Raw genomic sequence first — 16,323 nt, 5'->3', positions numbered from 1 at the left:
AGTAATTTGAACATTGACTAAGTAGTTTGAAAATTGACTAACTTAGTTTAAAAATTGACTAAGCAATTTAAGAATTGACAGGTTCGGCAGGATCGCCGAACTGACGAAAACTTTATTTTCTTTGAATATTTGAGAGGACAAACCATGTCTGTAATCAAGATGACTGACCTGGATCTGGCAGGTAAACGCGTATTTATCCGTGCTGACCTGAACGTACCAGTAAAAGATGGCAAAGTGACTTCTGATGCACGTATCCTGGCATCACTACCAACGATCAAGCACTGCCTGGAAGCTGGCGCGAAAGTAATGGTGACATCTCACCTGGGTCGTCCTACTGAAGGCGAATACGCAGAAGAGTTCTCTCTACAGCCTGTTGTGAACTACCTGAACGACGCGCTGGACTGCGAAGTGAAACTGGCGAAAGAGTACCTGGAAGGTCTGGAACTGAACGCTGGTGAACTGGTTGTTCTGGAAAACGTTCGTTTCAACAAAGGCGAAAAGAAAAATGAAGAAGAGCTGTCTAAGAAATACGCAGCATTGTGTGACGTATTCGTAATGGACGCTTTCGGTACCGCGCACCGTGCACAAGCTTCAACTCACGGCGTGGGCATGTTTGCTCCTGTTGCATGTGCAGGTCCTCTGCTGGCGAACGAACTGGATGCACTGGGTAAAGCCATGGACAATCCAGCTCGCCCAATGGTTGCTATCGTTGGCGGCTCTAAAGTATCGACCAAACTGACGGTACTTGAATCACTGTCGAAAATCGCTGACCAACTGGTTGTTGGCGGTGGTATCGCCAACACCTTCATCGCAGCAGCAGGCCACAACGTAGGTAAGTCTCTGTACGAAGCTGACCTGGTTGACACGGCTAAGAAACTGATGGACGAGTGTGCCATTCCGGTTGCGACTGACGTGGCGTGTGCCAAAGCCTTCGATGAAAACGCAGAAGCGGAAATCAAAAACGTGGCTGACGTTCAGGACGACGACATGATCTTCGACCTGGGCCCGGATTCAACGGCGCAACTGGCTGAAATCCTGAAAAACGCGAAAACTATCCTGTGGAACGGCCCGGTAGGCGTATTCGAGTTCAAGAACTTCGAAGCCGGTACCCGTGGCATTTCAGAAGCGATTGCAGCGTCTGAAGGCTTCTCTGTTGCCGGTGGTGGTGACACACTGGCTGCGATCGACAAGTTCGGCATCAAAGCAGACGTTTCATACATCTCAACCGGCGGCGGCGCTTTCCTTGAGTTTGTAGAAGGTAAAGTTCTGCCTGCAGTTGAAATGCTGGAAGCACGCGCTAAAGCGTAACTAATTGATAGAAAGCGGGAGTGATTTCCCGCTTTCTTGTTTGCTGCACCGGCCGGTTTCTTCTGCTAGAATAGCGCCAGTTGTAAGCAAGCTTTTACAAGAATGTAAACTTACCGTTTTTAATTAAAACGACAAAAATAGGATTATATCCATGTCTAAGATCTTCGATTTCGTTAAACCAGGTGTGATCTCTGGCGACGACGTTCAGAAAGTATTTGAAATTGCTAAAGCAAACAAATTTGCTCTGCCAGCAGTAAACTGTATCGGTTCTGATTCTGTAAACGCAGTACTGGAAGCAGCAGCGAAAGTTAAATCTCCGGTTATCGTGCAGTTCTCTAACGGCGGCGCGGGTTTCTTTGCTGGTAAAGGTCTGAAACTTGAAGGTCAGCAAACTCAAATCCTGGGTGCGATCGCGGGTGCAAAACACGTTCACACTGTTGCAGAATCTTACGGCGTGCCTGTCATCCTGCACACTGACCACGCAGCGAAAAAACTGCTGCCATGGATCGACGGTCTGCTGGACGCGGGTGAAAAACACTTCGCAGAAACCGGTAAGCCACTGTTTTCTTCTCACATGATCGACCTGTCTGAAGAGTCTCTGGAAGAAAACATCGAGATCTCAGCGAAATACCTTGAGCGCATGGCGAAAATGAACATGACTCTGGAAATCGAACTGGGTTGTACCGGTGGTGAAGAAGACGGCGTTGATAACTCTGACATGGACGCATCTGAGCTGTACACTTCTCCGGAAGACGTGGCATACGCTTACGAAAAACTGAGCGCAATCAGCCACCGTTTCACTATCGCAGCCTCTTTCGGTAACGTACACGGCGTTTACAAACCAGGTAACGTTGTACTGACTCCAACTATCCTGCGTGATTCTCAAAAATACGTTTCTGAGAAATTCAACCTGCCAGAAAACTCACTGAACTTCGTATTCCACGGTGGTTCAGGTTCTTCTCTGGAAGAAATCCGCGAATCTATCGGCTACGGTGTTATCAAAATGAACATCGATACTGATACTCAGTGGGCATGTTGGGATGGTATCCGTGAATACGAAGCGGCTAACCACGATTACCTGCAAGGTCAAATCGGTAACCCGACTGGTGAAGATGCACCAAACAAGAAATACTACGATCCACGCGTATGGCTGCGTGCTGGTCAAGCTTCAATGGTAACTCGCCTGGAGCAAGCATTCTCTGACCTGAACTCAGTTGACGTACTGTAATCTGGCATTGATGTGATTCGCAAACCCGCTCATCGAGCGGGTTTTTTTGTATCTGCCGCAAACAAATCAGTGCCTGAGTTGGCAACGCCGGTATTTATTGCATACGCTGTAACAGGCACGATGCTCACCTCATAACCTTTTGCTTTGTAAGCCTTTAAACTTACTGTGTCAATTTAATGCAAATTGTCGCAGATAAGCTGTGCCAAACGAATAATTAACCAAAATCTGATGTCAGCACGGCGCATATTATGTGTATGATAGTCAGTGGTTTATATAGAAATACATAATGATTACTCTAGAGGATAAACACTATGGCTGGTGAATCGAGCAGTGTAGACATACCAATTGTCGATAGTCTGGGTCAGGTCAATACCTGGCTGACCAATAACTCGGATCTGTTGATCCAATACGGCGTGAATATTATCTCTGCGCTGCTGATCTTGTTTATCGGTAATATCATCGTCAAGGTGATTGCCGGCAGCGTGTCCAAAGTACTGCAGAAGAAACAGATGGACAAAGCCGTGGTGCAGTTCATCTACGGTCTGGTGCGTTACCTGCTGTTTGTCATCGTATTGATTGCGGCGCTGGGCCGCATCGGGGTGCAGACGGCATCTGTGGTCGCGGTTATCGGTGCGGCCGGTCTGGCGATTGGCCTGGCTCTGCAAGGCTCGCTGTCTAACTTCGCCGCTGGTGTACTGATCGTGGCATTCCGTCCGTTCAAATCCGGTGACTACGTCGAAGTGGCTGGCGTGGCCGGTTCAGTGGATTCTATCCATATTTTCCAGACCATTCTGAAAACGCCGGATAACAAGATGATCGTACTGCCGAACTCATCTGTGATTGGCGACTCGATTGTCAACTACTCACGCTACGACACCCGCCGGGTGGATATGCTGATTGGCGTATCGTACAAAGCGGATCTGAAAAAGACCAAAGAAGTGCTGCGTAAAGTGGTGGAAAGTGACCCGCGCGTACTGAAAGATCCGGCGGTCAATATTGCCGTGCATACGCTGGCAGATTCATCGGTCAACCTGATTGTGCGCCCTTGGGTGAACAGTGCCGATTACTGGCCGGTCTACTGGGATCTGACTCAGGCAATTAAAGAAGCGCTGGATGAAAACGGTATCGAGATCCCATTCCCGCAAATGGATGTGCATCTCAACAAGCTGGACTAATTATTCATTCAGCTCGTTATTTATTAGGACCAACTTGGTTCACTAAGAAAAAACGGAGGCATCAGCCTCCGTTTTTACGTTATGTGCTTGGCACTTTTTCTATGCTTGGCACTTCTTCTATGCTGCAGCGCCGGATTAAACCGGCCACTGCAGGTTATGGCCGAGCGTAAAGGCGATGAGAAACATCACTGCGGCCACCACCAGATCGATGATCTTTTTCACCTTAGGTTTGGACAGCGTCGGGGCCAGTTTTGCCGCGCCGATGGAGAGTGAATAGAACCACACGAATGAGGCCAGTATGGTACCGATGGCAAAGGAAAGCCGGTCGCTGCCTTCAAACTGGCCGCCAATCGATCCCAGAATCACAATCGTATCCAGATACAGGTGCGGGTTGAGCACGGTCACGGCCAGGGTGCCAAGAATCACCGCCCGGCGACCGCGCAGCATCGCCTGCTTATCGTTGCTTGCCTGCTGCTGGTCAAAGGCGCTTTTCAGCGACTGGATACCATAGAAAATCAGAAACAGAATGCCGCCCAGGGTCACCAGCGCCAGCAACCATTCATTTTGAGTCAGAATTGCGCCGCCGCCAAAGATCCCCAGTGAGATAAAAAAGATGTCTAAAAAGCTGCACAGGGTGGCGGTGGTGAGATGATGGTTGCGCTTAATGCCCTGATTAAGCACAAACGCATTCTGAGCCCCGATCGGAATAATCATGGTCGCGCCGAAACCAAAGCCCTGCAGTAAAATCCATAAGTTCATAGTGAAACCTAAAGCCAATAGTTGTTCGGAAAACAATAGTTATGTTCAGAAAACAATAGTTATGTTTTAAAACTGAGTAAGTATTAAATCTGGCGTTAAAATAAAGGATGGGTGAAAATAAATAAATCTAATAATATTAATTGCTAATAAGTTAGGCTAATGAGGTCGGGTCATGCGCGGATTGGATTATCGCTGGATAGAAGCCCTGGATGAGATCATCGCTCAGCGCAGTTTTGAAAAAGCCGCCGACGTACTGTGTATCTCGCAGTCGGCGGTATCACAACGGATTAAGCAGCTGGAAAAGTGGCTGGCGCAGCCGGTGCTGGTGCGCGAGCAACCACCACGCGTCACACCGGCCGGACAGAAGTTGCTCGGTTTATATCGTCAGGTATGCATTCTGGAACAGGAAATTCTGCCGGATCTGAGTGGTGATGACAGCGACAAAACCGTCTCAGTCTCCATTGCTACCAATGCAGACAGTCTGGCGACCTGGCTGATCCCGGCGCTGGCACCGTTGGTTGAGCAGAGCAATATCCAGCTTAACCTGCTGGTCGATGACGAGCACCGCACGATAGAAAAACTCAAAAACGGCGAGGTGGTCGCTGCCATCAGTCAGTCGGCTAAATCGATCCCCGGCTGTGAAGCGGTGCTGCTTGGCGATATGCCTTATCTGTGTGTCTGTGCGCCGGGATTTTATCAGCGCTATTTCCCGGCTGGCGTGAGCGGCGCAGCACTGGAAAGCGCCCCTTCAATCGCGTTTGATCCCAATGATTATGTCAACGAGCGCTTTGTGCGTAAGTCGCTGGGCTATGAGATGCAAAGTCCGGTTAAGCACAGTGTCGGCAGTTCTGAGGCGTGTGTGAAAGGCGCGCTGGCCGGGATCGGGTTTGCCATGATCCCGGAAATTCAGATTCGCGCTGAGCTGGAGCAGGGGCTGTTGGTGGAGATCTTGCCGGGTATGCGCATCGATCAAAAGCTGTACTGGCATCACTGGCAGCTGGAGAGTGGCATTCTGAAGCGTCTGTCGCGCGACATTATCCGCGTGGCGCAGCGTGTTTTGCCGCAATCAATATAGTCACAGTCAGGGTCGTAAGGGCTATCAGGTCAAAGTTATGTCAGTTTACCTGGGATTGACGGAGAGTGTGCAACCTTTCACCTATTATAAGCTCAAAGTCTGCGTGTTGGTGGTGTGCACAGTTGGGGGTGTCTGCGGGCTAAGCTAAACTGTGCAGGCGAGACAACACAAGAGACAGGGGAGCAGTCAGCACGGGTTGATGCGCTATTGCTCTGGTTTATCTGCCCGGGCCCTGTATGGTCAGGCCCCGGCTTTGACGAGAAAAGGTGAATAAATGAAATGGATCGCCCAGCTAGCGTTAGTGTTTTGCAGTGTGACATCACTGAGTGTGCTTGCACAAACTCCGGATTTTCCTCATCTGGTGACCACAGGGTATGGTGAAGTCGAGGCTCAGCCTGACATGGCGCAGTTCTCGGTGCAGGTGGTGGAAACCACGATGAATGCCGAGCAGGCCAAAGCTGCGGTGGACAAGGTGGTGGCGCAGTTTACCGACCGCCTGGCCGAATCTGGCGTGGAGCGTAAGCAGATTGCCAGCTCCAACCTGTTTGTTGCGCCGCAGTATCATTATCCGCAATCGGGCCAGCCGGAACTGGTCGGCTACCGTGCGTCGCGTAATGTAACGGTTGAAGTCGGCGAGATCGCCAATCTGAATCAGTATCTCGATATTGCTCTGGCTGCGGGTATCAACCAGGTGGATAACATTCAGCTCAAAGTCAGTGATCCGGCTAAATATCAGATGCAGGCGCGTATGGCCGCGATTGAGGATGCCAAACTTAAGGCACAATCAGTGGCAAAAGGTTTTGAGCGTCATCTCGGTGCTATCTGGCAGGTGGAATATAACGATGCCAATCAGCAACCGGTACTGATGCGCAGCATGAACATGAGCGAAAAGCGCGCCATCAGTGATACCTATCAGGACTCAGTGCTGACTATCCGCGATCGGGTCCAGGTTATCTATCGTCTGGAGGAGTAGCTGTGCCGAGCGCAGCCAATTCAAATAACAAACGGATAACTGATTAACTTTTAGTTTCAAGGATGATTCACCAGCGACAGCCGATAATTCATTGCAACACCACGTTATTTTGCTGCCGAATGCAGAAAGCATGGAGTTAAATGATGAATCGGCTATTTTATATTCTGTCTGCGCGCGATGGTGCTATAATGCCCGACTTAATTTTTGGCAGATTAGTGGCGCAGAGTGATGAGATTTTCAAGAGTAGTGATCTTTCTTGCGATTGTCAGCACCCTGATTTTGACCGCAACGGCCGCATACTACTCCCAGCGCTACCAGGTAATCAAGCAAGCATCCATTATTGAGATCGCTCAGAGCGGCCTGAATCAACTGACCTACAGTGAGCGTGAATTTGCCAACAGTCAGGAGCAGCTGTTCTCTGTGGTTGACCTGCTCGGCGACGGCCAGCTGACGGCCGATTTTGCGCTTGACCCGAGCGAACACAATAAGAACCAACTGGAAAGTATGTTCGTCTCTGTGCTCAAGAGCCAGAAGTGCTACAATCATATCCGTTTCGTTGACAATCAAGGCATCGAAAAACTGCGGGTCGATTATTATCCGCATACCCATTCTGCGCAAAGTACGGAAGACCGCCACGATCACTCACAGAGCGGATTCTTTCGCTACGCTCAAACCCTCGCCGCCGATGATATTGGTATCTGGAGTTCACAGCACGCGCTGGGGCCGGATGTTGACTTAACCTTACCGTCTATTCAGGTCATTAGACCGGTATCGGTACTGGATAAGCGCTATGGCTACATCATGGTCAGTGTCGAACCTTGGAATCTGGCCAACCGGCTCAATTATGTACTAAATAACGAACTGCGGCCGCAGCTGGTTTCTGAGCAGGGGATCTATTTGGCCGCCTCAGGACGTGATTACCGAGATGCGCCGGGGCAAGGCTCCCTGCGCGGAGAAAGTCTGGCGCAGCGTTTTCCGCTCAGCTGGAATGAAATCAAGCAGATACAAAATGGCTATACCCAGGAAAAAGGCCATCTGCTGATTTTTACCACCTTTGATCTCTCCGCAGACCAAAAGCTGCATCTGGTGATCACCTTGTCGCCTGAGCAATTGGAACAGCGTCTGCAACGGGATGTGGATGATCTGGTTAAGCAGGGGATATTCGTGTTTCTGCTGTTGCTGGTGTTTATCCTGCCGACCTTGTCGATGGCGCTGCATTACCATCGCCGTAACATTGAAAGCAAACTGGCGCGCGCGGCTCTGGAGGGGATGTCGGCGGTGATGATCTCCGATACCTCGCACCAGGTCATCAAGGTCAATCAGGAGTTCGAGAACATCACCGGCCTCAGCAGTGAGCGGGTTGTCGGCCGCAACGGCCTGAAAACACTGCTGTCTCAGCAGGGTATCGAGTATATAATGCATGTGCTGGAACTGGTCGAGCAGGCCCAGTTCTGGCAGGGCGAAGTGGAATTTGTCACCCCGGAGCAGCGCCATCTGACCACCATCATGCGCATCCAGGCTATCTCCGAAGCCGGACGCATCAGTTATTACATAACTTCACTGGTGGATATTTCCGAGCACAAAGCACTGGAAAATAAGCTGCGTGAATTGAGTGAGAAGGACTCGCTGACCCATTTGTGGAACCGGCGTAAATTTGAGCAGGAGTTGCAGGCTCAGACTCAGCTGGTGGCGCGTTATCCCGACAGCCACGATGCTTGTCTGGTGCTGATTGATATCGACTTTTTCAAACGGATTAATGATGAGCAGGGGCATGACGCCGGTGACCGGGTCATCGCGCAGGTCGCCGACCTTCTGGTGAGCCAGTTACGCACCACCGACTTTATCAGCCGGATCGGCGGTGAGGAATTTGCTGTGATTATGCCGCATACGGCTATCGATGAAGCGCAGGCGGTGGTCGAGCGTCTGCGCCATGCGGTTGACCTAGACCAAAGTCTAACCGTGACCATCAGTGCCGGAATTACCGACTTGAATCAGGACAGCACCCGTTCCTATAAATGCGCCGATATTGCCTTGTATGAGTCTAAAACTCTGGGGCGTAACCGGGTTTCCCTCTGTTATAGCTGTGATGATATCGCATAAAGTCTATTAATGCCGACAAATCTTGATGAGTGTCACATTTTTCTGACACTGAGACTAAAGTCTAATTTCTCTTTTTGCTTGAGCTAAACTGTACAATAAGTAGACTGTTGTTCTTTTCATCAATAGCTGTCCGGAAACTGGGTGGTCATGTCGTCACCGCTGCGTGATGAACAGACAGCACGATAAGGACGCCGGGCAAAACGGGGCAGGTATGGTTAACCACTTTCTGGTGAGGCTGACCATTGGCTTTTTGTTGGTGTTGGGCATAAAACTGAGCGCACTTTATTTCCTACCTATGGTTTTATTGCTGAATACCCATCACAAAGAGTTCTTTGGCTGGTAGCTGAACCACAGAAATTAAAGACAAAAAAATCGGGGCATGCCCCGATTTTTTATTGTCTGTTATTTTATCCGGCGCAGACCGGACAAGTGCTGCTACTGAAATTACAGTACGTGAACAGATGTTGTGTTAGTGGTACCTGAAGCAACCAGAGCGCCAGAAACCATGACCACGATGTCGCCTTTCTTACCCAGACCAGATTCCAGAGCAATCTCTTTACCCAGACGGTAGAAGTCATCAGTGCTGGCGATTGAATCAACCACGACCGGACGCACACCTTTAGTCAGCACCAGCTGAGCGGCGGTTTTCTTGTTAGTCGTTACCGCGATGATGTTCGCAGTCGGGAAGTACTTACGTACTGAACGTGCTGATTTACCCGCTTCAGTTGCAACCACGATCAGTGGTGCAGCCAGTTTCTCAGCAGTATCTACCGCGCCTTTACATACAGCTTCAGTGATGCGCAGACGTGGGCTGTCGAGACGAGAGCCCAGTTCCGCTTTCAGTGCGGCGTCAGTACGGTTTGCGATTTGCGCCATGATCGTCACAGCTTCAACCGGGTATTTGCCTTTCGCGGTTTCACCAGACAGCATCACTGCGTCAGTACCGTCCATGATCGCGTTCGCTACGTCACCCGCTTCTGCGCGAGTCGGACGTGGGTTCTTGATCATTGAATCCAGCATTTGGGTTGCAGTGATAACCACTTTACGTGCGCGGTTACATTTCTCGATCATCATCTTCTGCGCGAAGATAACTTCTTCAGCCGGGATTTCTACACCCAGGTCGCCACGTGCAACCATGATACCGTCAGACAGCTCCAGAATTTCGTCGAAGTTGTCTACGCCTTCCTGGTTTTCGATTTTAGAGATGATCTGGATGTTTTCGCCGCCGAATGCTTTCAGCACGTCGCGGATTTCTTTCACGTCAGAACCTTTACGGATGAAAGATGCTGCAACGAAATCAACGCCTTGCTCACAACCAAATTTCAGATCGTTTTTATCTTTTTCAGACAGCGCTGGCAGGTTCACAGAAACGCCTGGCAGGTTAACACCTTTGTTTTCGCCCAGTGCGCCGTTGTTGAGAACTTTACATTTTACTTCGCTGTCAGTTTTCGCCACCACTTCCATTTCGATCAGACCGTCGTCAACCAGGATAGTGTTACCGACGTTCAGGTCGTTCGCGAAACCTGCGTAAGTCACTGCAACGATGTCTTTGTTACCGACTACTTTAGTATCCGTCGTGAAGGTGAATTCCTGGCCGGCAACCAGCTCAACGTCATCACCGTTTTCCAGTTTGATGGTACGGATTTCAGGACCTTTAGTATCCAGCAGGATAGCCAGTTCCTTACCTGTGTTTTCCATGACAGTACGGAAGTTCGCGATGCGAGTACCGTGCTCAACAAAGTCACCGTGAGAGAAGTTAAGGCGCATCACGTTCATGCCAGCTGCAACCAGTTCAGTCAGCTTCTCTACAGATTCAGTTTTAGGGCCAATCGTACAAACGATTTTGGTCTTTTTCATGGAAGGGTCTCTCCGGTAAATAAAATTTAATAAATAAAGTAAAGTTTCGTTGTTAGCGTCGAAGTGAGCTCGGTGGTGGCAACTTATCTTCTTCTATTGCCAAGTGTAGTTCACGAGTTTTACTCACCTCAAAGCTGAAAGTCTTTCAACAAATTTAGTCATTTTATGACCATTTGTATGGGATGAAATTTCAGAAATCTTCAACTTATCCATGTTGAACGGCTTTTGTGACACCAGTTCGTGGTCTGATTCTGTAATTTTTTTTCTTTTCGGGTGTGAATTCTAACACTGAATGAAGGCAATATCACTGTCTAAGGTTTGTCTTAGGACAAGGTTTTAGCGCGAAATAATAATTTTTTGGATCGAAATAAATGGACAGAAATGTTTCATCTTGATTATAATTTCTTTCGATTTGAAACTAACAAAACAAGAAATCATGTCGAAACGAAACACTCAGCTCAGACGCCACGCGATTGCCAATCTGGTCAATGAGAAAGGTGAAGTGAGCGTCGAAGCGCTTTCCAGTCAGTTTGATACTTCCGAAGTCACCATCCGTAAGGATTTGGCCTCACTGGAAACCAATGGCCTGCTGCTCAGACGCTACGGTGGTGCGATAGCCCTGCCGCGCGAAGTGGTCGCTGATGAAATGAATTCAAAAGTTTCGTTTCGAAAGGTTGAACTGGCAAAGGCGGCAGCAGAGTTAATCCGGGAACATAACCGAATTGTGATCGACAGCGGCAGTACCACCGCGGCACTGATTCAGCAACTGAACGACAAACGCGGCCTGGTGGTGATGACCAACTCGCTCAATGTCGCCAATGCCCTCAATGAACTGGAAAGCGAACCCACCTTATTAATGACCGGCGGCACCTGGGATACCCATTCGGAATCATTCCAGGGCCAGGTGGCAGAATCTGTGCTGCGCTCTTATGATTTTGATCAGCTGTTTATCGGCGCAGACGGCATTGATTTGGCACGCGGCACCACCACGTTCAACGAACTGGTCGGCCTGAGCAAGGTGATGGCGGAAGTGTCGCGTGAAGTGATTGTGATGGTCGAGTCAGAAAAAATCGGCCGTAAGATTCCCAATCTGGAACTGGCCTGGGACAGTATTGATGTGCTGGTAACGGATCGCGGTCTGGCAGATGAAGATGCCGCGCAAATTGAATCTCATCAGGTGCGGGTGATCCGGGCCTGATAACCAATTATCCCGTTTTGAATGGTATGCCTGTGTTGGCGGGTAGGATAATGTCGTTCAAAACAGAACAAAATGATTAATGGAGTATAAACATGTGTGGAATTGTTGGCGCGGTAGCGCAGCGTGATGTGGCAGAAATTCTGGTCGAAGGCCTGCGCCGTCTTGAGTACCGTGGTTACGACTCAGCCGGTGTAGCGATTGTAGATGGAGAGCAGCAGCTGACCCGCATCCGCCGCCTGGGTAAAGTGCAGGAACTGGCCGACGCGGTTGACGCCGCGCAGGTCTCCGGTGGTACCGGGATCGCCCATACCCGCTGGGCCACGCACGGTGAGCCGTCTGAAGTCAACGCCCACCCGCACATGTCCGGTGACATCGCTGTGGTGCACAACGGCATCATCGAAAACTACGAAACCCTGCGTGAGCAACTGCGCGCGCGGGCTACGTATTTGAATCACAAACCGATACCGAAGTGATCGCTCACCTGGTGGAGTGGGAACTGCGCAGCGCTTCTTCGCTGCTGGAAGCGGTACAAAAAACCGTTAAGCAGCTGGAAGGAGCGTACGGTACTGTGGTTGTGGATCGCAAAGACCCAAGCCGTCTGGTCGTGGCCCGTTCCGGCAGCCCGATCGTGATCGGTTTTGGTGTCGGCGAAAACTTCCTGGCTTCAGATCAGCTGGCCCTGCTGAGTGTGACCCGCCGCTTTATGTACCTGGAAGAAGGTGACGTGGCGGAAATGACCCGCCGCGAAGTGACAGTTTTTAACACTTTAGGTGAGCAGGTTGAGCGTGAGATTGTCGAATCGAACGCAGAGCACGATGCCGGTGATAAAGGCCAGTACCGTCACTTCATGCAAAAAGAGATCTTTGAACAGCCAAAAGCGCTGCTCAACACCATGGAAGGCCGTATCACCAAAGATTCAGTGATCACCGAAAGCATTGGTGTTAACGCGGTCGAGATCCTGAGTAAAGTAGAGCACGTGCAGATCATCGCCTGTGGTACTTCTTACAACTCGGGCATGGCAGCGCGCTACTGGTTTGAAGCGCTGGCCGGTGTCAGCTGTGACGTAGAAATCGCGTCTGAATTTCGTTACCGCAACTTCGTGACCCGTCCGAACAGCCTGCTGATCACCTTGTCTCAGTCGGGTGAAACCGCCGATACTCTGGCTGCGCTGCGTATCGCCAAAGAGCGTGGCTACATGGCCGCGATGACCATCTGTAACGTCTCGGGTTCATCTCTGGTACGTGAATCCGACATCGCGTTCATGACCCGCGCCGGAACCGAAATCGGTGTGGCTTCAACCAAAGCCTTTACGACGCAACTGGCGGCGATGTTGATGCTGGTCACGGCAATCGGTAAAGAGCAGGGCCGAATCAATAAAGCCAAAGAAGCGGAAATCGTTGAGGCGATCCACGCGCTGCCGGCACAAATTGAAAGCGCTCTGGCGTTCGACAAGCAGATCCAGACCCTGGCGGAAGATTTTGCCGACAAGCACCACACCCTGTTCCTGGGCCGCGGTGAGTACTACCCAATCGCGATGGAAGCGTCACTGAAGCTGAAAGAAATTTCCTACATCCACGCAGAAGCCTATGCAGCCGGTGAACTGAAACACGGCCCGCTGGCACTGATCGACGCCGATATGCCGGTCGTGGTGATTGCACCCAACAACGACCTGCTGGAAAAACTAAAATCGAACGTAGAAGAAGTGCGCGCCCGTGGCGGCCTGCTGTATGTGTTCGCCGATGAGAAGGCCGGCTTTGAAGCCGACGAAGGCATGAAGATCATCCCGATGCCGCACGTCAGCGAGATCACCGCACCGATCTTCTACACCGTACCAATGCAATTGCTGTCATACCACGTCGCCCTGATCAAAGGCACCGACGTCGACCAGCCACGCAACCTGGCTAAAGCGGTAACCGTAGAGTAATTCAGTTACCCGACCCAAAAACAAGTGTGCGGTGACATTATAGTTTGATATTTTTTAGCCTCCTGCAATGCTCAGAAAGTAAGCAGGAGGCTAGATATGTTAGATGCAGATAAACCGCTTGATCCAAAAGACGAAAAGAAATTAAAAACCAGAGGTGTTGGCTCAGAGGAAAGCTATAAGCCCTTTATAAAGTTCATGAAATAAGTACTACGGGTGAGAGCTATCGCATCCGAGGTCGAAACACTTCTAGAGCCCATCATCTTCTATCTCGCCTTGAATTCTCTGCCTTCCTTGTATTTGATCGCTTCCATCTTACCTACGACATTTAAGAGCAATTTCCTTTACCAATAGCTGATTCATTGAGTATTTATTCTCGATGAGGGAATTAAGCATCCTTGAATAGACTGTCTTGATGGATTAATCCGTCTAATTGAAGGATGCTTAATTCCTAGGCGAGAAAGCGAGGCATAATAATGCCTTTAAGGAGGTATTGTTTAATAGCGGAAGTCAGCGCGAAATCACATGACTTGCTCGCATGCTTATAAAAAAGGCCACCTAGTTTTGATGGCCTTAATTCCGATTAAATTTTAGATTTTGCCCATTTTATTAATGGGACCAAGAAAGAAATGATCGCGACAGAAAGTAGTATCAGAGAAAGTGGTTTTTGGAAAAATACCCAGTAATCGCCACCAGAGATAACTACAGCACGTCGGAAATTTGTTTCAAGCATTTCGCCTAGTACGAGAGCTAGTACAATAGGTGCTAGGGGGATATCGGCCTTACGAAATACATATCCCAAAATACCAAATGCGATTGTGATGTAGACTGGGAACATTGAGTTTTCGGAAGAATATGCGCCCATTAGACAGATGCAGGCAACAATTGAAGCTAGTATTGAACGAGGTACATCCGCGACTTTAGCCCAATATTTCGCGCCTAAAAGACCGATTAACACCATGATAGGGACGCTTATCCACAAGGATGCAAAAATGGTGAAGGGAACTTCTGGGTTCATGGTGAATAGTAACGGACCAGGCTGAATACCATGAATCATCAAAGCGCCAATAATTATCGCGGTGGTCGGTGAACCTGGTATGCCTAAGGCTAGTAAAGGAGCTAAAGCACCAGAAACTGCAGCATTGTTTGCTGATTCTGATGATGAAATACCCTCTACACTGCCATGGCCGAACTTCTCAGGTGTTTTAGATAATCGTTTTGCTATGCCGTATGATAGGAATGAAGCTATAGAGGCTCCTGCACCTGGAATGATACCAATTACATATCCCATGAAAGCGCTGCGCAATAGTGTTAGCTTCAGATTGTAGTAAACCTTAACAGGTACAACGAAGATGCCACTCATTTTACTGCTTTCATGCTGGGGTCTATTGGATTGCTCTATCATGCATAGTACTTCCGATAGAGCAAACAACCCTAATAAAGCGGGTACCAGAGGTAAACCTTCAAAAAACTCAGGGTCAAAAGCAAACCGTGGCACGCCTGATTGGGCATCAAGCCCAATCGTTGCTAATCCCAGACCTACCATCATAGCAATACCGCCTTTGATTAAAGATCCAGTTGAGAAAATCGAGACCAAACTTAATCCCATAACAGCGAGCGAGAAGTAGGCTTCGGGTCCAAAATTTAGCGCAAACTCTGATAAAGGGACTGCTGTAAAGAAGAGCAGGATAGTACTTATGAAGATGCCAATACCCGAAGAAATGATTGAAACATTCAAAGCAAGGCCAGCTTTGCCTTGTCGAGTAAGAGGATATCCGTCCCACGAAGTCGCCACAGCGGCCGCTGTACCAGGAGAGTTAATTAAAATTGCTGAAATTGCACCACCGTACTCTGCGGCAGCGTATAAAGCAACAAGAGTTACCACTGCAACGAGTGGGTCAACGCTATAAGTAAATGGAATTAATAGAGATACCCCTAATGTAGGACCTAATCCTGGTATTGCTCCAATCAAGTATCCTAAAAACGCACCAACTAATAAACCAATAAAAACGAGAGGGTCTGAAAACGCGCCAAACCCTATTAGTAAGTTGTCAATCATGTGATGTTCCTATGGAAAATAGACGCCAAGAGCGAGTGCGAACAGAACGTATATTGCTCCACCAATACAAGGTGGGATGACAAACAGACGTAGCCCTTTTTCTTGACAGCAAAACATTATTCCTGTCGCCATGACCCAAGGGGCGAAAAAGGCTCCTAAGGACGCTAGCTGACTACCAATAAGAATAATGATCGCTGCTCCGAAAAGTACGCATAAATATCGGTCAAATGTCACCTTACGTGAGTCATGTAGGCTATATCGCTTACTTAAGCTCATGATTAAAAACAAAGATGTCAAAGCGATAGCAATGCAGGCAATACCTAGAGGAAAGTTACCCGGACCTACCTTTCCCCCGGAAGTGACGGATAGGAATGGCAATGCTTCAAATAGATAGAGTATTGATAGAGTGAGTAGTAATGCACTAACCACCGCCTCTAATCCCCTAAAGGATAGCTTGAGTGGCGTTTCTAGCAGTGCAGTGCCGATTGTTTTTTTCATTGTAGTCCTCTTCGTCTTTTAGTCCCTTGGCACGCGGCTTCGGTAGCTCACGAGCGTGTATTGGAACAAGACTGCTGAATTATTATTTTTCTAAGGCTAAGCGAGAAAGGAGTTTTTCTCATTTAGCCGTAACCACGAGAAAACTATGACTTAATAAAGTTAGTGGCAAAAC

Annotated in this window: 11 protein-coding genes and 1 pseudogene; 8 read left to right on the top strand and 4 right to left on the bottom strand. The window is 49.1% G+C overall.

What is annotated here, in order from left to right; genetic code table 11:
- Positions 1–144: 144 nt before the first annotated feature.
- From KNV97_RS16605 to mscS, 3 genes are all read left to right on the top strand, one after another.
- Positions 145–1,308, top strand: a complete 1,164-nt coding sequence (locus tag KNV97_RS16605) for a phosphoglycerate kinase (protein WP_218562390.1) — start codon at positions 145–147, stop codon at positions 1,306–1,308.
- A 151-nt stretch (positions 1,309–1,459) separates the two neighbouring features.
- A complete protein-coding gene (gene fbaA / locus KNV97_RS16600) occupies positions 1,460–2,536 on the top strand; it encodes a class II fructose-bisphosphate aldolase (RefSeq protein ID WP_218562389.1) in 1,077 nt (358 codons plus the stop codon).
- A gap of 311 nt (positions 2,537–2,847) precedes the next feature.
- Positions 2,848–3,711 carry a small-conductance mechanosensitive channel MscS gene (mscS, locus tag KNV97_RS16595; RefSeq protein WP_136483203.1) on the top strand — a complete coding sequence of 288 codons (864 nt, stop codon included), beginning with the start codon at positions 2,848–2,850 and terminating at the stop codon, positions 3,709–3,711.
- Between the two features lie 135 nt (positions 3,712–3,846).
- On the opposite strand, the gene KNV97_RS16590 is transcribed toward mscS, so the two are convergent.
- Positions 3,847–4,470, bottom strand: coding sequence for a LysE/ArgO family amino acid transporter (locus tag KNV97_RS16590; RefSeq protein ID WP_218562388.1), 624 nt, complete (start codon positions 4,468–4,470; stop codon positions 3,847–3,849).
- A 172-nt stretch (positions 4,471–4,642) separates the two neighbouring features.
- On the opposite strand from KNV97_RS16590, the gene KNV97_RS16585 reads away from it, so the two are divergent.
- From KNV97_RS16585 to KNV97_RS16575, 3 genes are all read left to right on the top strand, one after another.
- Positions 4,643–5,545, top strand: a complete 903-nt coding sequence (locus tag KNV97_RS16585) for a LysR family transcriptional regulator ArgP (RefSeq protein WP_136483205.1) — start codon at positions 4,643–4,645, stop codon at positions 5,543–5,545.
- Between the two features lie 274 nt (positions 5,546–5,819).
- Entirely contained in the window at positions 5,820–6,518 is a 699-nt protein-coding gene (locus KNV97_RS16580; RefSeq protein WP_218562387.1) for an oxidative stress defense protein, read from the top strand.
- A 228-nt stretch (positions 6,519–6,746) separates the two neighbouring features.
- Positions 6,747–8,618 (top strand): GGDEF domain-containing protein, encoded by a 1,872-nt coding sequence (locus KNV97_RS16575; protein WP_256612187.1) that lies wholly within the window; start codon positions 6,747–6,749, stop codon positions 8,616–8,618.
- A gap of 444 nt (positions 8,619–9,062) precedes the next feature.
- Here KNV97_RS16575 and pykF read toward each other — a convergent pair whose 3' ends face one another.
- On the bottom strand, positions 9,063–10,475 hold the full coding sequence (gene pykF, locus KNV97_RS16570) for a pyruvate kinase PykF (RefSeq protein WP_218562386.1): 1,413 nt from the start codon (positions 10,473–10,475) through the stop codon (positions 9,063–9,065).
- Between the two features lie 436 nt (positions 10,476–10,911).
- Here pykF and KNV97_RS16565 point away from each other — a divergent pair, with 436 nt between their 5' ends.
- Together KNV97_RS16565 and glmS are read left to right on the top strand one after the other, a co-directional pair.
- Positions 10,912–11,673, top strand: coding sequence for a DeoR/GlpR family DNA-binding transcription regulator (locus KNV97_RS16565; protein ID WP_218562385.1), 762 nt, complete (start codon positions 10,912–10,914; stop codon positions 11,671–11,673).
- A gap of 92 nt (positions 11,674–11,765) precedes the next feature.
- A pseudogene (glmS, locus tag KNV97_RS16560) lies at positions 11,766–13,597 on the top strand (glutamine--fructose-6-phosphate transaminase (isomerizing)).
- Positions 13,598–14,177: 580 nt separating this feature from the next.
- Here the strand turns inward: glmS and KNV97_RS16555 are convergent.
- Both KNV97_RS16555 and KNV97_RS16550 read right to left on the bottom strand, forming a co-directional pair.
- The gene (locus KNV97_RS16555; RefSeq protein ID WP_218562384.1) at positions 14,178–15,653 is read right to left on the bottom strand and encodes a tripartite tricarboxylate transporter permease; all 1,476 of its coding nucleotides are present in this window, start codon (positions 15,651–15,653) and stop codon (positions 14,178–14,180) included.
- Between the two features lie 9 nt (positions 15,654–15,662).
- Positions 15,663–16,151, bottom strand: coding sequence for a tripartite tricarboxylate transporter TctB family protein (locus KNV97_RS16550; protein ID WP_218562383.1), 489 nt, complete (start codon positions 16,149–16,151; stop codon positions 15,663–15,665).
- Positions 16,152–16,323 lie beyond the last annotated feature (172 nt).

Source organism: Vibrio ostreae, assembly GCF_019226825.1.
GTDB lineage: Bacteria > Pseudomonadota > Gammaproteobacteria > Enterobacterales > Vibrionaceae > Vibrio > Vibrio ostreae.
Note: the sequence above shows the minus strand (reverse complement) of the source record. Positions and strands in the feature narration are given on the sequence as shown.